The sequence below is a fragment of the Sulfitobacter sp. S190 genome, from assembly GCF_025141935.1.
In the GTDB taxonomy this organism is placed as follows: Bacteria; Pseudomonadota; Alphaproteobacteria; order Rhodobacterales; family Rhodobacteraceae; genus Sulfitobacter.
This window is the reverse complement of record NZ_CP081120.1, coordinates 326,522-346,502: the sequence shown is the minus strand read 5'-3', so window position 1 is coordinate 346,502 and position 19,981 is coordinate 326,522. Positions and strand designations below refer to the sequence as shown.

23 protein-coding genes are annotated in these 19,981 nt (G+C 60.3%); 6 read left to right on the top strand and 17 right to left on the bottom strand.

All coding sequences use genetic code 11. The features are described from left to right. The first annotated feature begins 178 nt into the window (after positions 1-178). Positions 179-1,237: a PAS domain-containing sensor histidine kinase gene (locus tag K3756_RS01705; protein WP_259990290.1), complete on the top strand. Its 1,059-nt coding sequence runs from the start codon at positions 179-181 to the stop codon at positions 1,235-1,237. Here K3756_RS01705 and K3756_RS01700 read toward each other — a convergent pair. From K3756_RS01700 to K3756_RS01685, 4 genes are read right to left on the bottom strand one after another with little or no spacing between them, the layout of a single operon-like run. Next, positions 1,229-2,179 carry an OmpA family protein gene (locus K3756_RS01700; protein WP_259990289.1) on the bottom strand — a complete coding sequence of 317 codons (951 nt, stop codon included), beginning with the start codon at positions 2,177-2,179 and terminating at the stop codon, positions 1,229-1,231. The two genes, K3756_RS01705 and K3756_RS01700, sit on opposite strands and share 9 nt — an antisense overlap. Continuing rightward, entirely contained in the window at positions 2,176-2,745 is a 570-nt protein-coding gene (locus K3756_RS01695; RefSeq protein ID WP_259990288.1) for a peroxidase-related enzyme, read from the bottom strand. Before K3756_RS01695 ends, K3756_RS01700 begins: the two co-directional genes overlap by 4 nt. Before the next feature lie 7 nt (positions 2,746-2,752). Next, positions 2,753-3,463 (bottom strand): GNAT family N-acetyltransferase, encoded by a 711-nt coding sequence (locus K3756_RS01690; RefSeq protein WP_259990287.1) that lies wholly within the window; start codon positions 3,461-3,463, stop codon positions 2,753-2,755. After that, complete coding sequence (locus K3756_RS01685) at positions 3,460-4,179, bottom strand: molybdopterin-binding protein (protein ID WP_259990286.1); 720 nt, start codon at positions 4,177-4,179, stop codon at positions 3,460-3,462. Before K3756_RS01685 ends, K3756_RS01690 begins: the two co-directional genes overlap by 4 nt. 45 nt (positions 4,180-4,224) lie before the next feature. Between K3756_RS01685 and sfsA the strand changes: the two genes are divergently transcribed. Both sfsA and map read left to right on the top strand, forming a co-directional pair. Further along, positions 4,225-4,938, top strand: a complete 714-nt coding sequence (sfsA, locus tag K3756_RS01680; protein WP_259990285.1) for a DNA/RNA nuclease SfsA — start codon at positions 4,225-4,227, stop codon at positions 4,936-4,938. 29 nt (positions 4,939-4,967) lie between these two features. Then, positions 4,968-5,777, top strand: coding sequence for a type I methionyl aminopeptidase (map, locus tag K3756_RS01675; RefSeq protein WP_259990284.1), 810 nt, complete (start codon positions 4,968-4,970; stop codon positions 5,775-5,777). Here the strand turns inward: map and K3756_RS01670 are convergent. The 3 genes from K3756_RS01670 to K3756_RS01660 are packed head-to-tail and all read right to left on the bottom strand — an operon-like array spanning position 5,771 to position 7,757. Next, the gene (locus K3756_RS01670) at positions 5,771-5,950 is read right to left on the bottom strand and encodes a hypothetical protein (protein WP_259990283.1); all 180 of its coding nucleotides are present in this window, start codon (positions 5,948-5,950) and stop codon (positions 5,771-5,773) included. The two genes, map and K3756_RS01670, sit on opposite strands and share 7 nt — an antisense overlap. Positions 5,951-5,994: 44 nt before the next feature. Next, positions 5,995-6,552: a 16S rRNA (guanine(966)-N(2))-methyltransferase RsmD gene (gene rsmD / locus K3756_RS01665; RefSeq protein ID WP_259990282.1), complete on the bottom strand. Its 558-nt coding sequence runs from the start codon at positions 6,550-6,552 to the stop codon at positions 5,995-5,997. Further along, the gene (locus K3756_RS01660; protein WP_259990281.1) at positions 6,549-7,757 is read right to left on the bottom strand and encodes an NAD(P)/FAD-dependent oxidoreductase; all 1,209 of its coding nucleotides are present in this window, start codon (positions 7,755-7,757) and stop codon (positions 6,549-6,551) included. Before K3756_RS01660 ends, rsmD begins: the two co-directional genes overlap by 4 nt. An 87-nt stretch (positions 7,758-7,844) precedes the next feature. Here K3756_RS01660 and K3756_RS01655 point away from each other — a divergent pair, with 87 nt between their 5' ends. Next, positions 7,845-8,336 carry a peroxiredoxin gene (locus tag K3756_RS01655; RefSeq protein WP_259990280.1) on the top strand — a complete coding sequence of 164 codons (492 nt, stop codon included), beginning with the start codon at positions 7,845-7,847 and terminating at the stop codon, positions 8,334-8,336. A 54-nt stretch (positions 8,337-8,390) separates the two neighbouring features. Here K3756_RS01655 and K3756_RS01650 read toward each other — a convergent pair whose 3' ends face one another. The 7 genes from K3756_RS01650 to K3756_RS01620 all read right to left on the bottom strand — a co-directional run bounded on the left by K3756_RS01650 (position 8,391) and on the right by K3756_RS01620 (position 15,326). Further along, a complete protein-coding gene (locus K3756_RS01650) occupies positions 8,391-9,335 on the bottom strand; it encodes a mechanosensitive ion channel family protein (RefSeq protein WP_259990279.1) in 945 nt (314 codons plus the stop codon). A 12-nt stretch (positions 9,336-9,347) separates the two neighbouring features. Continuing rightward, the gene (locus K3756_RS01645; protein ID WP_259990278.1) at positions 9,348-9,641 is read right to left on the bottom strand and encodes a 4a-hydroxytetrahydrobiopterin dehydratase; all 294 of its coding nucleotides are present in this window, start codon (positions 9,639-9,641) and stop codon (positions 9,348-9,350) included. Continuing rightward, complete coding sequence (locus K3756_RS01640) at positions 9,638-10,825, bottom strand: GNAT family N-acetyltransferase (RefSeq protein WP_259990277.1); 1,188 nt, start codon at positions 10,823-10,825, stop codon at positions 9,638-9,640. Before K3756_RS01640 ends, K3756_RS01645 begins: the two co-directional genes overlap by 4 nt. Positions 10,826-10,875: 50 nt before the next feature. Then, positions 10,876-11,652 (bottom strand): glycerophosphodiester phosphodiesterase family protein, encoded by a 777-nt coding sequence (locus K3756_RS01635; RefSeq protein ID WP_259990276.1) that lies wholly within the window; start codon positions 11,650-11,652, stop codon positions 10,876-10,878. Further along, positions 11,649-12,107: a RidA family protein gene (locus K3756_RS01630; protein ID WP_259990275.1), complete on the bottom strand. Its 459-nt coding sequence runs from the start codon at positions 12,105-12,107 to the stop codon at positions 11,649-11,651. The genes K3756_RS01635 and K3756_RS01630 overlap by 4 nt, the downstream gene beginning before the upstream one ends. 87 nt (positions 12,108-12,194) lie before the next feature. Beyond that, complete coding sequence (locus K3756_RS01625; RefSeq protein WP_259990274.1) at positions 12,195-13,040, bottom strand: PhzF family phenazine biosynthesis protein; 846 nt, start codon at positions 13,038-13,040, stop codon at positions 12,195-12,197. 96 nt (positions 13,041-13,136) lie between these two features. Continuing rightward, positions 13,137-15,326 carry a transglycosylase domain-containing protein gene (locus K3756_RS01620; RefSeq protein ID WP_259990272.1) on the bottom strand — a complete coding sequence of 730 codons (2,190 nt, stop codon included), beginning with the start codon at positions 15,324-15,326 and terminating at the stop codon, positions 13,137-13,139. A 253-nt stretch (positions 15,327-15,579) separates the two neighbouring features. Between K3756_RS01620 and K3756_RS01615 the strand changes: the two genes are divergently transcribed. Together K3756_RS01615 and K3756_RS01610 are read left to right on the top strand one after the other, a co-directional pair. After that, a complete protein-coding gene (locus K3756_RS01615) occupies positions 15,580-15,918 on the top strand; it encodes a P-II family nitrogen regulator (RefSeq protein WP_259990270.1) in 339 nt (112 codons plus the stop codon). Between the two features lie 18 nt (positions 15,919-15,936). Beyond that, positions 15,937-17,250: an ammonium transporter gene (locus K3756_RS01610; protein ID WP_259990267.1), complete on the top strand. Its 1,314-nt coding sequence runs from the start codon at positions 15,937-15,939 to the stop codon at positions 17,248-17,250. 107 nt (positions 17,251-17,357) lie between these two features. On the opposite strand, the gene K3756_RS01605 is transcribed toward K3756_RS01610, so the two are convergent. The 3 genes from K3756_RS01605 to smpB all read right to left on the bottom strand — a co-directional run bounded on the left by K3756_RS01605 (position 17,358) and on the right by smpB (position 19,966). Next, complete coding sequence (locus K3756_RS01605) at positions 17,358-18,542, bottom strand: amino acid aminotransferase (protein ID WP_259990265.1); 1,185 nt, start codon at positions 18,540-18,542, stop codon at positions 17,358-17,360. Next, positions 18,542-19,396, bottom strand: a complete 855-nt coding sequence (sseA, locus tag K3756_RS01600; protein ID WP_259990263.1) for a 3-mercaptopyruvate sulfurtransferase — start codon at positions 19,394-19,396, stop codon at positions 18,542-18,544. The genes K3756_RS01605 and sseA overlap by 1 nt, the downstream gene beginning before the upstream one ends. Positions 19,397-19,477: 81 nt before the next feature. Beyond that, positions 19,478-19,966 carry an SsrA-binding protein SmpB gene (smpB, locus tag K3756_RS01595; RefSeq protein WP_259990261.1) on the bottom strand — a complete coding sequence of 163 codons (489 nt, stop codon included), beginning with the start codon at positions 19,964-19,966 and terminating at the stop codon, positions 19,478-19,480. Positions 19,967-19,981: the final 15 nt, after the last annotated feature.

The following is a 19,981-nucleotide window of genomic DNA, read 5'->3' as shown; positions in this document are numbered from 1 at the left end:
TGAGGTCTAATCAATGTGCCCTTCCCACGACAGAAACGCCCGAGCTTGGCGGCAGGCAACGCCCTTAGTCAAAGCGCCGCTCTTGTTTGTATCTGCTCAGGCTTGAAATCGCGTCAGAGCAGCTATCTCTCATCAGGGTGGGCGTTGGTTGACAGCTCACAGTCTTCTTGGAATTGCCGTGCTCCACACCTCGTTCGATACCGATAGCCATACGTGGAAGGTCATTCCTGACCTTTTGGGCATTCTGGGTGCCGACAGTCAGTTCATCCGGACGAACCCCGCGTGGCAAACAGTGCTCGGCATCAGCCAGCGGGACATCGAGAGTAGACCCTTTACTGATTTTCTGCACCCCGATGATCTCGGCTCTTCGGCAGAACGCTATGCGCAAATCAAAAAGGGACAGCCGATTATCCGGTACGAAAACCGTTTCCGCCATTCCGATGGCAGCTACCGCTGGATATCGTGGAATGCCGTGCCGGACGGAAATGCGTTCTTTTGTATCGGTCGCGATGTGACCGAAGAAAAACAAAATGCGATCCAGTTGGAACAGCAGGAAAAGGAAGCGCGGTTCCGCGACCGGTTTATCGCGGTGCTCGGCCACGATCTGCGCAACCCTGTCGCCGCGGTTGGCTCTGCATTGCGGCTGCTCGGCAGGGAAAAGCAAACCGCGCAATCCGCACAGCTGATCGACCTTGCGCAACAGTCCGTAGATCGCATGTCTGCGCTCATCACCGACGTGATGGATTTCGCACGGGCGCAACTCGGCGGGAACATCGGTGTCGATTTGCAGGCCGGTGTCGCGCTTCGGCCGGTCCTGGAGCAAATCACACAGGAAATCCGTCTCGCCCACCCGGATGCGAGTTTTGTCGAAACCTACGCATTCTGCGATCCGGTCACCTGCGATCCCGACCGGATATCGCAGCTTGTATCCAACCTCTTGGCCAACGCCGCCTTTCACGGCCAAAAGGACCAGCCCATCCAGATAACCGCACACGACGACGGCGGGGATTTGGTGTATGCGGTGGCAAATGCCGGCGCGAAAATTCCCGAAAGCACCCAAAAGATGCTTTTCGAACCCTTCACCCGCGCGGACGCCCGCGATTCACAAAACGGTCTGGGCCTCGGTCTCTACATCGCGCAACAGATCGCGCGCGGTCACGGTGGCAACCTGTCGGTGCATTCGGATGACGCGCAGACGATATTCACGCTGCGCATGCCCCGCACACAATCACTCTGACAAAAGGACCGCCTCGACACGGCGGTTTGCCTCGCGGCCCGTTTGCGTCAGGTTCGATGCCACCGGTGAAAGGTAGCCCATGCCCTGCGCTTCGATGCGGCTGGCCGCAATGCCGAATTTTTCGATCAAGCGCTGACGCACGGAACGGGCCCGATCCCGCGAAATCGCTATATTTGCGTCAAGACTCCCCTGATCGTCGGTATGACCGACCAATGCGATGCGCTGTTCGGGTCGCGCGGCCAACGCGTCGGCCAGTTTCTGCAACGCATCGAAGGGCCCATCGCCCAGTTGCGACACGCCGGTGTCAAACTCCAAACCCTGCAGCACAACGTGCCCGTCGCGAAACAGAACCGACTGCAGATCACCCGCGGACAAAGCGGGAACGGCTGGCTCTGCCACAGGGGCCGGTACATCACGCGAGGGCGTAATGACGGCCTCCTCTCCCAACTGCCCGGCCTCGATGATCTGGACATACGCTGACCCGCGTGTGGTCGACGCCAGCACGGTGATGGCAGCCACGGGCGCGTCTGACGGCCCGCGCAACGCCGTGATGAAGTGGTAGTTGCGGATGTTGACGTACATGTTCGGACCGGGAAGCACTTCGGTCGCGAACCGGAAATCGTATCCGCCGCAATCCAGCGCACCGCAATCCAGCACAATTCTGTAATCGCTCTGTTCAAGCTGCTGGCGCAGCGGCCCAATGACCTGAAGCGGTGTCAACCCGGGCGAAACGATACGCCATGCGCTGCGCCGCACTGCGCCGTCCAACGTGACTTCCGGCACGCGGGACGCGGCAAATACGCCAATGGGCGCGGCATAACGGTCGAGCTCGGTATTGCGCTGCGCTGTAACCTGCGCGGACGCAGGCAGGGACAACTCCAGCGCTACCGCCTGCCCGCCCAAGACGGACAGGCCCAGCACAAGGGCGCAGGTACGGATCATCGCGCCTGTGCGTGGTAATCATCATTCGGGCGCATGTCGCTTGCCGATGCGACACGGTTCGTCATGTTGAAGAACCCCGCAACGCTCGCGATGTCCCAGATGTCGCGGTCGCTAAACCCGTGCGCACGCAGATCTTCGCGATCCTTTTCCTCGATCGTTTCGCACGCTTCTGTCAGCTTGACCGCAAAATCGAGCATCGCGCGCACGCGCGGCTCGAGGCGTGCAACCCGATAGTTCATCACGAGCGTCTCGCCCAAAACCGGATCGCCGGAAAGATCACGCACAGCGGCCCCATGCGCGGTCAGACAATAGAAACACCGGTTAACAGCCGACACCACCACCGCGATCATTTCACGCTCGAGCTTGGTCAGATTGCTGTCACCCAGCATCAAATCATTGTACATCGCCGTGAATGTATTGAGCTTGTCGATGTCAAAGGCATAGGCCTGCAGGACATTGGGCACCATGCCCAGTTTGTCCGTGCACACATCGAAGTATTTTCGGGTCGGAGCAGGTAATGGATCAACCATCGGCAAATCCAGGGCGGTCGGCTGTTCAGTGGCCATAAGGTCCTCATTCATCAGGGTATTGGCGGTAATGGTAACGCCCGACCTCGGCAAAGCCCAGCTTGGTATAGAGCGCATTTGCCGCTTTGTTGTCGGCCACGCATAAAACCGCAAGCCGTTCTGCCCCGTGGTCCCGCGCCCAAAAGGCCGCCGCCCGCATGATCCAGTCCGCGACCCCCTGTCGGCGTTGGTGGGCCAGGACCTCGACGGCATGGACCATGCAGATGCCTTCGGCGATGGCCGCAAAAGCAACACCTGCCGGCTTCTCGTTCCACCGCGCGAGGATTGCGGTCTTGACCGCTGCCCGCCCCATGACCCGCAACCGCGCGCGACCCACACCCCCTTGGGCCCAGATTTCCTGCATGATCGCCAAGGGCTCCCAGATCGTGAAACATGTCACGGGGGGCATCGGTTTTTCGGTCAGACCTGCGCAATCCCGGGCATAAAGAATGACTTCGTCTATCCGCGCGTACCCCCGTTCGGCCAACGCACTATCCAGAGCGTCCTCTCCCGCGCGGATCATGAACAACGGGCGCTGACCCCGCTCCAGCATCGCTGTTTCGGCAGCGTCAATGTCGGGAGCATCTACCGCGGTCGCCGCCGACACGCGTTTTCCGCCCCCATCCCCGTCGCGCAAATCGAAACCCGCCTCACGCCATACGCGTGCGGGCGGCCATGTGGCCTCGATCACCCGGTAAAGGCGCGCCAGATCATTCATCCCAAGGCGGTCTGCAAATCGGCAATTGCGGCGGCGATCACCGTCTCATCGGTCCCGCGCACGACGATGTTGGAGCCATAACGCCCGTCGCGCTGAAAAGGATAGCTTCCGATCGAAAGCTCCGGGCGCTCTTGCGCGATCTGGCCCAACGGCCCTGCGATATCGCCTTCGCCACGGTGCACGGTATAGGTTTTGCTGTGCAGGGGTGCGCCGCCCGTCAGACCGGGCAACACGGATTCGACCATCGCCTGAAACACCGATGGCACCCCGGCCATCACATGCACATTGCCGATGGTGAAACCCGGAGCCGCCGACACAGGATTTTCGATCAATACGGCCTTTTCTGGGATGCGCGCCATACGCAGCCGCGCCGCGTTCAGCTCGGTTCCCGCCTTGTCGTAATGGGCCTGCAGGATCGCGCGGGCGTCATCGCGCACGTCAATCGTCTGGCCAAAGGCAGCGGCCATACAGTCCGCGGTGATGTCATCATGCGTGGGTCCGATGCCACCGGATGTGAAAACCGTCGCGTACCGGTCCGACAACGACTGCACGGCATCCACAATGACATCCCGGTCATCGCCCACGACCCGCACTTCCGCCAGATCGACACCGATTTCGGTCAGCTTTCCTGCCAGATGATGCATGTTCGCATCCCGGGTACGTCCCGACAGGATTTCGTCACCGATCACCAGCATCGCGGCCTTGGGGTTGGTCATATCTGCCTCCTTGAGCATGTGTTCCCCACGGTATAGGCCCCGCTCATGCGCTTTCAAACCCCACTTGTCCCCGCTCGCCTGATCCGCCGCTACAAACGGTTTCTTGCTGATTGCACACTTGCTGACGGAACAGAGGTAACCGCACATTGCGCCAATCCCGGTTCCATGATGGGGTTGGCGGAACCGGGAACAAAGATCTGGTTGGAGCCGAACAATGATCCGCGCAAAAAGCTCCGCTACGGATGGCGCTTGGTGGATCACGAGAACGGGCACTTCACCGGTGTCGATACCAGCTTGCCGAACCGCGTGTTGAAGCAGGCCTTGCAGGAGCGCCGCATCATGGCGCTCGGCGGTTACGATACCGTCAGGCCGGAAGTAAAATACGGCAGCAACTCCCGCATCGATTTCCTGCTGACGGCGGACGGTCTGCCCGATGCCTTTGTCGAGGTGAAATCGGTCACCCTGTCCCGAACGCCGGGTCAGGCCGAATTTCCCGACAGCGTCACGGCACGCGGCACCAAACACATGAATGGTCTCGCCCAAGTCGCGCGGGAGGGTCATCGCGCCATACTGCTCTATCTTGTGCAGCGCACCGACTGTACGCATGTCACCATCGCCGATGACATCGACCCGGCCTATGCCCGCGCCCACGCAGCGGCGACCGAGGCAGGCGTTGAAACAATTTGCATCGCCACCACATTAAGTCCTGAAGAGGTCGTGATTGGCGGGCCTCTGGTCCTTGGCCGTCACAGCGGTTAAACAGGCCTAAACACCATACGGAGAGCGCAGTGAACGATCTGCACACGGGCCGCACCACCAAAGACGGCATCCGCATTCACAATCCATCCGACTCGGCCGGCATGTTGGCGGCGGGGCAGCTGGCGGCGTCCATCCTCGACGAGATTGCCGAGCATGTCTTTCCCGGACAGACGACGGGCGAAATTGACCGCATCATTGAACAGAAGGTCAACGATGCCGGCGCGACGTCGGCGACCATCGGGTACAAAGGCTACCAGCACGCCAGCTGTATTTCCGTCAACCACGTGGTCTGTCACGGGATACCGAGCGACAAGAAACTCAAGGACGGCGACATCCTGAACATTGACGTCACCGTGATTGTCGACGGCTGGTTCGGAGATACGTCGCGGATGTACGTGGCGGGCAAACTGTCGCGCAAATCGGAACGGCTCATTCAGGTCACCCATGACGCGCTCATGCTGGGGATCGAAGCGGTCAAACCCGGTAACACCTTTGGCGATATCGGCCACGCAATCCAGACGTTTGTCGAAAGCCACCGGATGGCGGTCGTCACCGATTTCTGTGGCCACGGTCTGGGCCGCGTTTTTCACGCGCCACCGAATGTTCTGCATTACGGAAAGCCGGGGACCAAGGCGGTATTGGAACCCGGAATGTTCTTTACCATTGAACCGATGGTCAATCTGGGGCGCGCCGAAACCAAAACGCTTTCAGATGATTGGACAGCCGTCACCCGCGACAAATCCCTATCTGCGCAGTTTGAACACTCGATCGGCGTGACAGAAGACGGGTTCGAAATTTTCACACTCTCGCCCGCGGGCAAGTTTCACCCGACCTATTGATCCCTGAGATCGCGATCGCCCATCCGCCGCAGCAACAGGGACAACAGCGTTTCACCGGCCAGCGGCGTCGCGCAATCGCTGATGAACACGGGCATCCCCACGGGCGGCCGTTCGGGCCGCGTGGTCGCAATACGGTACGGGATCGGTGGGGCGGAGCAGGTTGCATCTGTCATTATGCCATCGTGCCACAAAAGCGGCCAATCGCAAAACGCTGCCATCACGTGCCTGACCATGACAGGAAGGTGACATGCGTGTCGCCATATTTTTTCCGGTCTGTCCGTTCAAACCCGTCGGGGGCGTGCATCGGCGCGCTTTCTTCCCAGACGATGGTTGCGCCCGCCGTCAACCAGCCGCCCGCAGCGGCCGATATCAGTGCGGACTGGCCCATCCCTTTGCCATAGGGCGGGTCCAGAAAAACCAGATCGAATGGTGCCGATGGCCACGCTCCCAGGCCCGTCGCATCATTACGCATCAGACGCGTTGCCGATTCTACCCCGAGCTTTTCGATATTTTCCGCGATCAACCGCTGGCCGACGCGGCCGTTTTCGACGAACAGCACCTCGCGCGCACCGCGCGACAATGCCTCAAGACCCAGCGCGCCGGTCCCTGCAAACAGGTCGAGAACCTGCGCGCCTTCAATGACGTTGCGGTGCGTCAGGGCGGAAAACAGGCTTTCGCGGACACGGTCGGACGTGGGGCGCAAATGGGCGCTCGCGTCCCCTTTGCCGACCTGCGCCAAGGCCATGCCCCGGTATTTGCCCGCGATAATTCTCATCCGCGCAACAGTGCTTTCAAGTCTGTCTCGGGGTCACGAATTGCATCCGGATCGGGCGACTTGCCCCCTTCGATGAGGCGTTTGCCGATCATATAGCTGCGCGGGTCGTTCGCGGCATCGACCGCCAGCAAGCGTGGCCCTGCGAAGTACCAAAAGGATACGGAGCCGCCTTCGCCCACGCGCGTGATGACAGTGTCATAGCCGGTATTCAGACCCGCAATCTGCAGTTTTACGTCATACTGGTCTGACCAGAACCACGGCTTCGCTTCATAAGCCTTGTCCGCTCCCATCAGATTTTCGGCTACGGCTTCGGCCTGATCTATGGCGTTGGGTACGCTTTCCAACCTGATCCGCTGACCGTCGTAAGGAAAGGAGGCGCAGTCGCCCGCCGCCCATACGTGGGGCGCGGAAGTGCGGCCCTGCGCATCCACTTTGATCCCGTTTTCGACCTCGATCCCGGCAGCTTTGGCAAGATGCGTCGCGGGCGCAACGCCGACACCCACGATCACCAGATCCACGTCGAGCGTGCTTCCATCGGTCAACACGGCACCTGAAACGACCGTATCGCCAACAAGCCTGTCGAGCCCGACCCCCTCGCGCAGATCGACACCATGGTCCTGATGCAGCTTGCGGAAAAAGTCACTGGTCTGCGGGCTCGCCACACGCTTGAGGATGCGCTCTGCCATTTCGACAAGGGTCACCTGCATGCCGAGCTTTGACGCCACGGCTGCCGCTTCGAGCCCGATGTAGCCTCCACCGACGATCAATGCTTTCGCGCCGGACGCACAGAACGGGGCCATTGCATCCACATCGGCCAAATCACGCACGGTAAATACCCGTTCCAATGACCCGCCGATGCGGTCCGGCAAACGGTGCGGCACGGCACCGGTGGCCAGCACCAGATCGTCATAGGCCATCATGCGGCCGTTGACCGCAATCTGGCGGGCGTGCGTATCGATGGCATCCACCGTCGTGCCCAGCCGCAATTCAATACCGTGTTCTTCGTAGAAACTGCGGGGCCGCAGATAGAGACGCTCCAGTGCCATGTCGCCCATCAGATACCCCTTAGACAGCGGAGGGCGTTGATAGGGCGGCTCTGTCTCGGCACCGATGAGCGTGACATTCCCCTCGAAACCGCCATTGCGCAGCTTGGCAACGCACGACGATCCGGCCTGTCCGGCTCCGATCACGATGATATGGCGCATGTTTCCTCCATGTCTGTGCTGGTCGGCGCTGTCAGGCGACCCTATATCTGGCATCAGGCAAAACACAATCAGATGAAAGGTTACCGCATGCCAATTTCTCAAGGCGATACGCTGCCCGACGCAACTTTGGTCGAGATGGGCGCCGAAGGACCGGCACAGGTGAAGATGAGCGACAAGACAGCAGGCCGCAAGGTCGTGATCTTTGCCGTTCCCGGTGCCTTCACCCCCACGTGCCATTCCGCCCATATGCCGAGCTTTGTACGGACAAAGGACGATTTTGCGGCCAAGGGCGTGGACGAAATTATCTGCGTATCGTGCAACGATCCCTTCGTCATGCAGGCGTGGGGCGAAGCGACCGGCGCGCAAGAAGCAGGCATTACGATGTTGGGCGACGCAAGCTCCGAATTTACGAAGGCCATCGGGATGGATTTTGATGCCCCACCCGCGGGGTTGGTCGCACGCTCCAAGCGCTATGCGATGCTGGTCGAAGACGGCAAGGTTTCACTGCTTCAGGCCGAAGAGAACCCCGGCGTATGCGAAGTTTCGGGCGGCGAGAGCCTGCTCGACAGCATGTCGTAAATCAGAAAGGGGCGCCGTGTCACACGCCGCCCCTCTCCAAGTTCCGAGGCAGGTTTATGCCTCTTTCGCGTCGCCGCCATCCATATCGCGGCGCGCACCCGTCTCGTCAGAAGACTGCTGGCCGGACGATTGCTCGTCCGCTTGGGCGTCTGCATCTTCACGGGTGATGACCAACGTGCGTGTGGGGAACGGAATATCGACACCGCCCTCATCCAGCGCCTCTTTGACGGCACGTGTCATATCGGCCTTGAAGCTGAAATAATCCGCCGCATCGCACCAGACCCGCACCAGAAAATCGACCGAACTGCCGCCGAGATTCGTGACCTGTATAAATGGAGCCGGATCAGACTTGGCGCGACGATCGGCCATGATTGTGTCATGAATGATCGTTTCCGCGTCTTTCAGATTGGCACCGTAGCCGACGCCGAAGGTCCATTCGGCGCGGCGTGTGTCATTCGTCGAATAATTCGTTATGGTATTGCCCCAAACTTCCGAGTTGGGGATGATCACCTGAACGTTCGACAGATCGGCCAACTCGGTGAAGTTAAGGCTTACATTTTTCACCGTGCCCATCTTGTCATTAACCTCGACAAAGTCACCGGTCTTGATCGGTCGGAACAGGATCAGCATCACGCCCGCTGCCACATTGGACAGCGTCCCCTGCAAAGCCAGACCGATCGCCAGACCCGCCGCACCCAAGAGCGCGACAATCGACGTTGTCTGCACCCCGAATGTGTTGAGCACGAATAGCGCGGTGAAGGCGAGGATCACATACCGCGCGATGGATGCCAGAAAATCGAACAGCATGTCGTCGAGGTGCGCGTGACGCTCCGACAGTTTGATGATGCGGTTCTTCACCCATTTCGACAAGAGCCAACCGATGACGAGGATCGCGATGGCGGCCAATACCGACCCGACAAGCGAGCTTAGGAACTCGAGCGTCAGTATGTCACCGACAGTTTTTCCCTGCCAGATCTCGAAATTCAAAATGTCTTCCATTGTCGTCCTCTGTTAAGTCAATCCGTCGAGCTTCCGGGCCAGCTTTGCATCCAGCGTGCTCAGCCCGTCCACGTCATGTGTGGTCAGTGTCACCTCGACACTGTTGTAAACGTTGCGCCATTCGGGGTGGTGGTCCCACTTCTCGGCCCAGAGTGCCGCCCGGCTCATCCAGCCGAAAGCATCAACAAAGTCGTCAAACTTGAAGGTCTTAGTGATCGCATCGCGATCCTCGACCATGCTCCAGCCATTGCTCAGAAGCGGATCGAGCAGCGGCCCTCGGGTTTCTTCGCTCAGTTTCTCTGTCATTCCTGTTCCTCGATCTGTGATCGTTTGAAGGGGCCGTAGTCGGTCAGCACCTCGATCTCTTCGTCCACTGCGGCACGCTCGGCTTGCAGGTAGTCACCCACCGCGCGGGCAAACCCCGGATCACGCAACCAGTGAAGCGACCACGTGGCGGTAGGCAGATACCCCCGCGCCAGCTTGTGCTCGCCCTGCGCGCCCGCCTCCACCGTGCCAAGCCGCAAGTCAATCGCCATATCGATTGCGCGGTAATAGCAAAGCTCGAAATGCAGACATGAATGGTGCTCCGTACATCCCCAGTACCGCCCGAATAACGCGTCTGCGCCAATAAAGTTCAGCGCGCCGGCAATCCACCGGCCATCCCGTTCGGCCAACACCAAGGCGATGTCATCCCGCAGCACTTTGTGCGCCTCGTCAAAGAACGCGCGTGTAAGGTACGGCTGCCCCCATTTGCGCGCGCCGGTATCCTGATAAAACACCCAAAAGGCATCCCAGTGTTCGGGCGTAATCTGATCTCCGGTCAGCACATGGATCGAACCGCCAAAATCATTCGCAGCTGCCCGTTCCTTGCGGATGTTCTTGCGCTTGCGGCTCGACAGACTTTGCAGAAATCCGTCAAAATCCGCGTAGCCATCGTTGCGCCAGTGAAACTGCTGGCTCTTGCGCGACATCATTCCCAGCGCTTCTGCCTGCTCGGCTTCCTGCGCGGTACAGAATGTGACGTTGACCGAACTCAGGGCGTTATTCTCGGTCAACTGCATCGCACCCTGAATCAGCGCTTCGACGCCTGATTTCTCGAACCCCGGACGGGCAAGGAACCTGCGGCCTGTGGCGGGCGTGAAGGGCACCGCGATCTGCAATTTCGGATAATACCGCCCGCCCGCACGCTCGTACGCGTGCGCCCAGTTGTGATCGAAAATGTACTCACCCTGACTGTGGGATTTGGCGTAAAGCGGCGCCACCGCAATCAGCTGACCGTCGATATGCGCAGCCAGATACTGCGGCTGCCAGCCGGTGCCGGGCCCGACACTCCCGCTGTCTTCCAGCGCCTTGAGAAACCGGTGGGTCGTGAAGGGATCAATAGGGCGGCCGCCCCTGATCGCCTCGGGGCAGGCGCATGCATCCCACTCATCGGCCGATATCTCGGCCAAAGATCCAATGACCCTGATTTCCACCTCTTGCGCGCTCATTGCTCTTTCCTTGCCCTGCAGCCGCTAACCTGTGGCCGGCACCGCGAAGTTCAAGCGTCGAGCGCGGCGAGATACCTCTCGAAGGTAATATTATCGGCAACTTTGCGGGCCTCGGCTTCCTGTTCGGGGCTGCGGATGGTCCAACAGCAGACACGCGCGCCCTGCGCCTTCAATTCGGCCACCCGCGGACGGTCCAGATCCGCAGCCTCGTGGCTGATAAAGGATGCGCCGACACGATCGTAATCCGGTATCTCGCGCAAGCGCGCGCAGACGTCCTCTCCGAAAGGCCAGTCCTTGGGGGTGAAAGCACTCGTGGTCAGCCCACGTGGAATGTCGGGGCACAATTCCCGCATCAGAGCCGTCGAGTGTGGGTTGAACGACATTACGGCCACGTCGCCGCCGTACCCTTTGATGGCAGTCGCAGTGGCCCGTTCCAGAGCTCCGACATTGGGTCCCATCGCGCCGTCCTGATCCTTCAGTTCGATCAGCAGCGGCACCCGACCGGCCACCAGCTCCAGCACTTCCGGCAAATCGGGAATACCTTCGTCGCCGCCACGCAGATTGATCGACTTCAACGCGGCTGTTGAATGCAACTGCACAGCGCCCTGCACCTCCGTCAGCCGTTCAAGGTGGTAGTCATGAAACACCATCGCCGCGCCATCGCCGCTGAGCTGCACGTCAATTTCGATACCGTAGCCGTGGGCGATCGCCGCGCGGATCGCGGCCCGCGAATTCTCAGGTCGGCCATCGGCAACGTCATGAAGGGCGCGGTGCGTCAACGGAACCGCGAGAAAGCTGTCTGGCAGCTGTGGATTGGCTTGGGTCATTTGATTTCGAAGATGCCTTCGATCTCGACCGCAACACCCAAAGGCAGCGCGCCCGCGGACACGGCAGAGCGGGCATGCCGCCCGGCATCACCCAAAGTTTCCACGAGGAAATCGGAACACCCGTTGATGACCTGCGGCTGCTGGGTGAAATCCTTGGTCGAATTCACGAATCCGGTCAACTTCACGACCCGCACCATCCGGTCAATGTCGCCATCGCATGCCGCCCGCACCTGTGCCAGCAATTGCAAAGCGCAGGTCTGCGCTGCGGCAGCCCCTTCTTCGACGCTCATGTCATCGCCCAGAACACCGGTGATCAGCCCGTCGTCGTTGCGCGAAATCTGGCCTGAAACGTAAAGCGTGTTGCCGACCCGAACGTAAGGAACATAGTTGGCAGCGGGCGCCGACGCATCTGGAAGTGTGATGCCTTTTTCTGAAAGGTTTTGTGCGTGGCTCATGGGGGCGCTCCTTGGCAGCGATGTGTATCTGTCGGGACGTTACCGCCCGCCCCGACAAGTGAAAAGCCCGCATTTGCCCAGCGCCGCTTATCCCATCCAGCGCACGGCACCGCTTACTGTCACACTGTCGCCCGGCACGCCGGTCACATCGACACGGATACGCGACGGCATCCCCATATCGTCGCCCTGACGGATATCTATCGCGCCTCCGCCCTGCAGACCGTCCCAATTCCGGTCGACCAGCAGTCCGCCAAGTGCGGCGGCCGCCGCGCCCGTCGCCGGGTCCTCGACCACTCCGCCACTGGCAAACGCATTGCGCGCGTGGATCACGCGCGGCCCCTCGAAAAAGATCAGGCTGACGGTGACGAGATCATGCGCATGCATCAGCGCCTTGACCGCTTCGAAAGGATATTCCATCTGCGAAAGCGTCTCTCGACGGGCCAATGGCAGCACGGCGTGGCGCACACCGGCAAAGGCCAAGGCGGGGCGCAGACGCGTATCGAGATCGGCGTCCGTCAGACCGAAATTCTGCAAAAGCTCTTGCGTCAACGTCAGGTCGAGTTCTTCGGACCATGTCGCGGGTGATTGCAATGCGGCTTTCCAGCCATCGCCCGCCGGATCGGCGCGTACAGAAATAAAGTCATCGCGCAGATGCAGCGGATACGTGCCCGCGCCATTCAGCCGCCCCAACTGTGCGCCAAGCGCGATCGTCGCATGACCACAAAACGCCACCTCACCCTCGGGCGCATAGTACCGAACGGTCCACCCGCCATCTGCGTCCCGAGCGGCAAAGGCGGTTTCCGAAAAGCCGAGGTCCGCCGCAACTTTCTGCATTTCGCTTGCGGCAGGCAACCTATCCGCAATCACAACACCAGCCGGATTGCCACCACGCGCGCCATCGGAAAACGACGAGATTTTTACTGGCTCTTGCATCACTGTCTCCTTTTTTATGTGTCAGTCACACCTAGGAAACAGCCCGTGCAAGCGCCAACGCAGATTTGTGCGCAGGTTCGCACAAATCTTGAAGCGTCAGTTTCCGCCACCGAAAATATCGCGCAGGACCTGATCGATCAGGCTGAGCGGGCGGGCAGGTTCGCGGCGTTGCGGTTGCGGTGCCGGTTGGGGCGCAGCCTGGTTCGTTTCGCCCTGAAAGACCACTTGCGGGGCCGCCGGTTTGATCATCGGCAGCGGCTTGGGATCGATGCCTACGTGCACCCGCTGCATCGTTTCGCGCCAGATGTCCGCAGGGAGCCCACCGCCGGTCACACCCTTGAGCGGGGTGTTGTCGTCGTATCCCATCCAGACGCCGGCCACGTAATCCGCCGAGAACCCGATGAACCAGGCATCTTTTGCCGCGGATGTTGTCCCTGTTTTTCCGGCCACCTGCCAGTTTTCGAGCCGCGCACGCTTGCCGGTGCCTTCGCTGACAACCTTCTCCATCATATAGATAAGTTGGCCTGCCGCTTCTTCCTGAATGACCCGCTCACCAATGCCGCCCCCTGTTCCCATCAACAGCTCGTCATCGCCACGCAATCGCAGATCAAGCAGCCCGTACGGCGTGACTGAAGAGCCGCCATTCAAAATTCCCGCGAATGCACCCGTCATTTCGAGCAATGTGCTTTCGGATGCGCCAAGCGCGAGGGCCGGACCCGCCGCCAGATCGTTCTTGATCCCGAACTGCTCGGCAACCGTGCTAACCACATCACGGCCCACGCTTTCGGAAATCTTGACTGCCGGAATGTTGAGCGACTGCGCCAATGCGGTCGTCATCGACGTCGGCCCCACGAAACGGTTGGTGTAGTTTTTCGGACACCACTGCCCCGAACCCGGAATATCCAGACAATAGGGTTCGTCCACGACGATATCGTTGGGCGAATAGCCAAGATCGAGCGCGGCAGCATAGACGAACGGTTTGAACGCCGATCCCGTCTGGCGCAGCGCCTGTGTGGCGCGGTTGAACGCCCCCGTTACCTTTGTCTTGCGCCCGCCGACCATCGCCCGCACCGCGCCATCGGCGCTCATCACGACAATGGCGGCTTGCGCCTTGGATCCCGCACGGACCTTGTTCTCGAAAACCCATTTCAGACCTTCTTCGGCGGCGCGCTGCATCCGTTGGTCGAGGGTCGTGCGAATGATCACATCCTCTGTGGTTTTACGGGTAAAGAATTCGGGGCCTGACGACATGACCCAATCCGCGAAATAACCACCGGCCCGCGCCTGCGCGGCTTCGGACAACACCGCAGGATTTGCTTTGGCGCGCGCTTCCTGTTCCGCATCGATATATCCCTGTTCGCGCATCAGGCGCAGCACCGTTGCGGCACGGTTTTGCGATCGCTCGAGGTTGCTGGTCGGCGCCAGAGTTGACGGTGCGGTCAGCAGCCCTGCTATCATCGCCCCTTCGGCTGCATTCACCGCCGCGGCGGGCTTGCCAAAATAGCGCTGTGCCGCCGCCTCGGCGCCATATGCACCCCCACCAAGATACGCACGGTTCAGGTAGATCGACAGGATTTCGTCCTTGGTGTACTTCGCCTCCATCGCCATCGCATAGACGGCTTCCTTCGCCTTGCGCTTGATTGATCCGCGGCGGCAATCGGCCTCGTATTCGGCTTCTGTCTGGCCGGAGGTCGGATCAAAAGGTTCGCCAAGGCACAGCAACTTCGCCGTCTGTTGCGTGATGGTGGAGCCGCCGTGCCCCGACAACGGGCCGCGGCCCTCGCTCATGTTGATGCGCACCGCCGATGCGATGCCCCGCGGGCTCAACCCGAAATGCCGGTAAAATCTCTTGTCCTCGGTCGCGATCACCGCGTTCTTGAGGTTTGGCGAAACGGTTTGCGCCGTGACGACCCCTCCGAACTGGTCTCCACGCCAGGCGAATACCTCGCCCTCGTTATCGATCATGGTCACGGAGCCGCTGACACGTCCGTCAAGCAGCTCTTCTACAGGCGGCAGGGTGGTGTAGAAATAGCCGACTATCAGCGCGAGCATCGCGATACCGACAAGCGCGGTGCGCGAGAACAGCACCCAGATCAGGCGCATGACCCAGCGTGCGATCCGCGACAGAAAGCCGAGGATACCGCCACGGCGCGGCGCACGGCTCCGGCGTTTGGCAGGCTTTTTCTTTCTCGACTTGGTTTTCGACCGGCTCTGCTGCGCCTTGGACGCCGCGCCATACCGCTTCTCCGCAACCAGCGGTCGCTTACGCTTGGATGAATCACTCATGAAATTGGCCTGCTCGCCCTTTGTTCGGGCCAGTTTACCCCGCCTGAACCCGATTGTTTAGCGTTTGATCGGCAAACAACCCTCAAATATTTGCACAGTTTTTAGGCTGTTTAGTCGTGTTGATTATTTTTTAATCACTCCAGCCGGAACCGTGTCGCGGCAAAAGAGCGAAATGCTTCACAACTCTGCGGTTCGTCCCGTTTGCTGGCGGGGCAACCGGCAGGAACAACCTGCACTACAAGGGGATCGATAGGTGAAACTCATTATTGCCACCATCAAGCCGTTCAAACTGGAGGAAGTCCGCGAAGCGCTGACCGACGCAGGTGTACGCGGGCTGATGGTCACGGAAATCAAAGGCTTCGGCGCGCAGTCCGGCCATACCGAAATCTACCGCGGCGCTGAATACGTCGTGAACTTCGTACCGAAGGTAAAGTTGGAGCTGGTCGTGGCGGATGCCGTGGCCGACCAGATGGTCGAAGTAATCAGCAAGACCGCCCAGACGGGCAAGATCGGCGACGGCAAGATTTTCGTGCTCGACGTAGAACAAGCGGTCCGTGTGCGTACCGGTGAAACCGGCGAAGACGCCATCTAATCAAGGGACGGATAGACGATGAAACGATACATACTTCCAGCCGCGACTGTTGCAGCACTGCTGCCGACATTCGCATTGGCCCAGGACGCCGCCGCGCCGGGCTTTGATGAAATCGGTCCCTATATCATGACCACCCTGCTGTTTCTGGTGGGCGGGTTTCTGGTGTTCTGGATGGCTGCCGGTTTTGCCATGCTCGAGGCCGGTCTCGTGCGCTCCAAGAACGTCACGATGCAGTTGACCAAGAACATCGCCTTGTTCTCGCTCGCATCGATCATGTACTGGTTGGTCGGCTTCAACCTGATGTATCCCGGCGACTTTAACGGATACTTCGCTTTCAACTTCGTGCCGACCGTGTTGGAGCCTGTCGGGCTTGCCGCTGCGGATGCATCGCTTGATTACGCATCCGTCGCCTCGGACTTCTTCTTCCAGCTGATGTTCGTCGCGGCGACCGCTTCGATCGTATCGGGCGCGCTGGCCGAACGCATCAAACTGTGGCCCTTCCTCATCTTCGTGCTGGTGCTGACGGGTCTTCTGTACCCGATTTCCGGCTCCTGGCAGTGGGGCGGCGGCTGGCTGTCCGAAATGGGCTTCTCCGACTTCGCCGGTTCCACCGTGGTACACTCTGTCGGCGGTTGGGCGGCTCTTGCCGGTGCGCTGATCCTCGGACCGCGTCTGGGCAAATACAAGGACGGCCGCGTGAATCCGATGCCCGGCTCCAACCTTGCGCTGGCGACATTGGGCACGTTCATCCTGTGGCTTGGTTGGTTCGGCTTCAATGGCGGCTCGCAACTGGCTGCGGGCACTGTGGGTGACATCACCGACGTGGGCCGGATCTTTGCCAACACGAACATGGCCGCGGCAGCGGGTGCCGTTGCGGCGCTGATCCTGACGCAGGTATTGTACAAGAAGGTCGACCTGACGATGGTTCTGAACGGCTGTCTTGCCGGTCTGGTGTCGATCACGGCAGAACCGCTTGCGCCATCGCTTTTCGGCTCGCTCTGGATCGGTGCCATTGGCGGCGCGATCGTGGTCTTTGCGGTGCCAATGCTCGACAAGCTGAAAATCGACGACGTTGTCGGCGCCATCCCTGTGCACCTCTTTGCGGGCATCTGGGGCACGATCGCGGTCGTATTCTACAACGGTGACGCAAGCCTCATCACGCAGCTTACGGGTATCGTGGCCTACGGTGTCTTCACCTTTGTTGCAGCGGCTGTCCTATGGCTACTTCTGAAGGCCGTCATGGGCATTCGCGTCAGCGAAGAGGCCGAGATCACGGGTCTCGATACATCCGAGCTGGGCATGGAAGCCTATCCCGAATTCTCCCGCGGCTGATATCAGCCCACGCCGCGCCCCGCACAGAGTGGGACGCGGCACCCACCACAAAGAAAAAGCCCCGCAGCCGAACCGCTGCGGGGCTTTTTTGCCGACGTCGTTTGGGTTCAGATGCCGGCGTCGATGATCGCCTGCGCAAGCACCGGTACCGTTTGCGGGTTCAGGCCCGCAATGTTCATCCTGCTGTCACCGACCATGTAAATCGCGTGATCCTTGCGCAGCTTTTCGACCAGTTCGGGCGTTGTCCCCAGTCTTGAAAACATACCGCGGTGCTGGGCGAGAAAACCGAACCGGTCCGACCCGCTCAGCCGCTGCAACTCGCCCGCCAACTGCGTGCGCAGACCCAGCATACCGGTGCGGACCTCTTCGAGCTCTGCCTGCCAATCTGCACGCAGCGCGTCATCTTTCAGGATCATCGTCACGACACGAGCGCCGTGATCGGGAGGAAAACTGAAGTTCTGGCGATTGAGGAACGCCAGCGTCGACTGGTTCAGACCCGTCGCCAATGTATCTGCCGAAACAGCCATCAGGATACCCGTCCGCTCGCGGTAGATACCGAAATTCTTGGAGCAGCTTGCGGCAATCAGACATTCGGGCACCGCGGCGGCCAATTTGCGCGTTGCCGCTGCATCCTCGTCCAGACCATCGCCGAAACCCTGATACGCAATGTCGATCATTGGCGTTGCGCCGGTTTGCAACAGCACGTCGATCACGGCGTCCCACTCGGTGGGGTTGAGATTGGCGCCGGTGGGGTTGTGACAGCATCCATGAAACAGCACGACGTCGCCCGCGCGGGCCGTTTTAAGATCCTCGATCAGCCCGTTAAAATCCACACCACGCGTTTCGGCGTCAAAATACCGGTAGGGAACGATCTCCATTCCCAGATAATTCAGGATGGACAGATGATTGGGCCACGTCGGGTCCGACACAAAGACCCGCGCATCGGGGCGCGCCATCTGGATCATCTCGAACGCCTGTCGGACCGCACCTGTCCCGCCCGGTGTCGCGGCGGCGGCCACGGTATCGCGGGATACCGCATCGCCCAGCACCAGATCAACCAACGCATCACCGAATGCCGGATCACCCGCAAGACCGGTATAAACCTTGCTGTCCTGCGTCTCCCAAAGCTGCCGCTCCGCGGTTTTGACGGCCCGCATTACCGGGGTCAGCCCCGTCGCATCCTTGTACACACCCACGCCCAGATCGATTTTCATCTCTCGCGGGTCTTCGCGGTACATCTGGACAAGCGCCAGAATCTTGTCGGCCGGCTGGGCCTGCAGTGTCTCGAACATCATGCGTCTCCGGTCGCGACGGGCACGGTCGGGAACATCCCCCACTCTGCCCAAGATCCATCGTAAAGAGCCCAGTCGTTATGACCCAACCGCTCGAGCGCCAACGCCAGTATCGCTGCCGTGACGCCGGAACCGCAGGTCGTGATCACCGGCTTGCCCAGATCGACGCCCGCGGCCTCGAACGCCGCGCGTGTTTCATCCGGGGTCTTGAGCGTTCTGTCAGCATTCAGAAGATCGGTAAATGGCACGTTGCGCGACCCCGGAATGTGGCCTGCGCGCAATCCCTCCCGGGGTTCGGGCGCGTCACCGCGGAAACGGGCGGCCGCACGGGCATCGACAATCTGCGGGCTGCCCAGCTTTGAGGCGTGGGCCACCTGCGTGACATCGCGTACCAACTGGTTCTGGAACCGTACTGTCATATGCCGGTCCCGCGGTATCGGCGGCATGTCCTCTGTCGGATGCCCCTCCGCGACCCATTTGGGCAATCCACCGTCCAGAACCGCGACGTTTTCCTGCCCCATCAGGCGGAAAAGCCACCAGACCCGCGCCGCAGAAAGCAGACCAGAGCCGTCATAGACGACCACCTGATGACCATCGCCAACGCCCATCGCCCGCATCCGCGACATGAATTTTTCGATTGGCGGGGCCATATGCGGCAGGTCGCTGCGGGCGTCCGAGATTTCGTCGATATCAAAGAACCGCGCGCCGGGAATATGTGCCGCGTTGTACTCGGCCAGCGGATCACGATTTTCATCGGGCAGATACCACGACGCATCCAGCAATCGCAGGTCCGGGTCCTTGAGGTGTTTCGCAAGCCAGTCGGTGGAAACCAGCGTCTTGGGATCATCAGCCATGGGAAGCCCCCGTTGCAATGGGTTTGCCCGTTGCTACCGCTCCGCCCCATCACTGACAAGTGCGAGGTCACGCAAAAGCGCTTAACTGTGGTCTTTCAACAGCCGCGATTTCTGGCGGTTCCAGTCGCGCTTGGCGGCTGTTTCGCGTTTGTCGTGGTTCTTCTTGCCCTTGGCGATGCCCAGCTTGATCTTCGCCATGCCGCGGTGGTTGAAGTACATCACCAATGGCACCAGCGTCATGCCTTTGCGCTGCGTGGCGTTCCACAGGTTGGCCAGCTCCTTGCGCGATACAAGCAACTTGCGCCGGCGGCGTTCCTCGTGACCGAATGTCTTGGCCTGCTTGTAGGGCGCAATATAGCTGTTGGTCAGCCACAGCTCACCGTCCTCTACCGAAGCATAGCTTTCGGCGATATTCGATCCGCCGGAGCGAAGCGATTTGACCTCTGACCCCTCCAGCATGATGCCGCACTCGATGTCATCATCGATTGCATAGTCATACCGTGCACGCCGGTTTTCGGCGATGACCTTGTAGTTCGGGTCGGATTTCGTGGATGATTTTACCTGTGCCATTGGGCCAGATGTAGG

Coding starts and splice junctions, on each gene's coding strand:
- K3756_RS01610 (WP_259990267.1), top strand. CDS start 15,937: ATGAAACGATACATACTTCCAGCCGCGACTGTTGCAGCACTGCTGCCG.
- K3756_RS01625 (WP_259990274.1), bottom strand. CDS start 13,040: ATGCAAGAGCCAGTAAAAATCTCGTCGTTTTCCGATGGCGCGCGTGGT.
- K3756_RS01630 (WP_259990275.1), bottom strand. CDS start 12,107: ATGAGCCACGCACAAAACCTTTCAGAAAAAGGCATCACACTTCCAGAT.
- K3756_RS01655 (WP_259990280.1), top strand. CDS start 7,845: ATGCCAATTTCTCAAGGCGATACGCTGCCCGACGCAACTTTGGTCGAG.
- K3756_RS01635 (WP_259990276.1), bottom strand. CDS start 11,652: ATGACCCAAGCCAATCCACAGCTGCCAGACAGCTTTCTCGCGGTTCCG.
- K3756_RS01650 (WP_259990279.1), bottom strand. CDS start 9,335: ATGGAAGACATTTTGAATTTCGAGATCTGGCAGGGAAAAACTGTCGGT.
- K3756_RS01620 (WP_259990272.1), bottom strand. CDS start 15,326: ATGAGTGATTCATCCAAGCGTAAGCGACCGCTGGTTGCGGAGAAGCGG.
- K3756_RS01690 (WP_259990287.1), bottom strand. CDS start 3,463: ATGAATGATCTGGCGCGCCTTTACCGGGTGATCGAGGCCACATGGCCG.
- K3756_RS01685 (WP_259990286.1), bottom strand. CDS start 4,179: ATGACCAACCCCAAGGCCGCGATGCTGGTGATCGGTGACGAAATCCTG.
- rsmD (WP_259990282.1), bottom strand. CDS start 6,552: ATGAGAATTATCGCGGGCAAATACCGGGGCATGGCCTTGGCGCAGGTC.
- K3756_RS01695 (WP_259990288.1), bottom strand. CDS start 2,745: ATGGCCACTGAACAGCCGACCGCCCTGGATTTGCCGATGGTTGATCCA.
- K3756_RS01605 (WP_259990265.1), bottom strand. CDS start 18,542: ATGTTCGAGACACTGCAGGCCCAGCCGGCCGACAAGATTCTGGCGCTT.
- K3756_RS01670 (WP_259990283.1), bottom strand. CDS start 5,950: ATGACAGATGCAACCTGCTCCGCCCCACCGATCCCGTACCGTATTGCG.
- K3756_RS01640 (WP_259990277.1), bottom strand. CDS start 10,825: ATGAGCGCGCAAGAGGTGGAAATCAGGGTCATTGGATCTTTGGCCGAG.
- sfsA (WP_259990285.1), top strand. CDS start 4,225: ATGCGCTTTCAAACCCCACTTGTCCCCGCTCGCCTGATCCGCCGCTAC.
- K3756_RS01645 (WP_259990278.1), bottom strand. CDS start 9,641: ATGACAGAGAAACTGAGCGAAGAAACCCGAGGGCCGCTGCTCGATCCG.
- K3756_RS01700 (WP_259990289.1), bottom strand. CDS start 2,179: ATGATCCGTACCTGCGCCCTTGTGCTGGGCCTGTCCGTCTTGGGCGGG.
- K3756_RS01660 (WP_259990281.1), bottom strand. CDS start 7,757: ATGCGCCATATCATCGTGATCGGAGCCGGACAGGCCGGATCGTCGTGC.
- sseA (WP_259990263.1), bottom strand. CDS start 19,396: ATGGCTGATGATCCCAAGACGCTGGTTTCCACCGACTGGCTTGCGAAA.
- smpB (WP_259990261.1), bottom strand. CDS start 19,966: ATGGCACAGGTAAAATCATCCACGAAATCCGACCCGAACTACAAGGTC.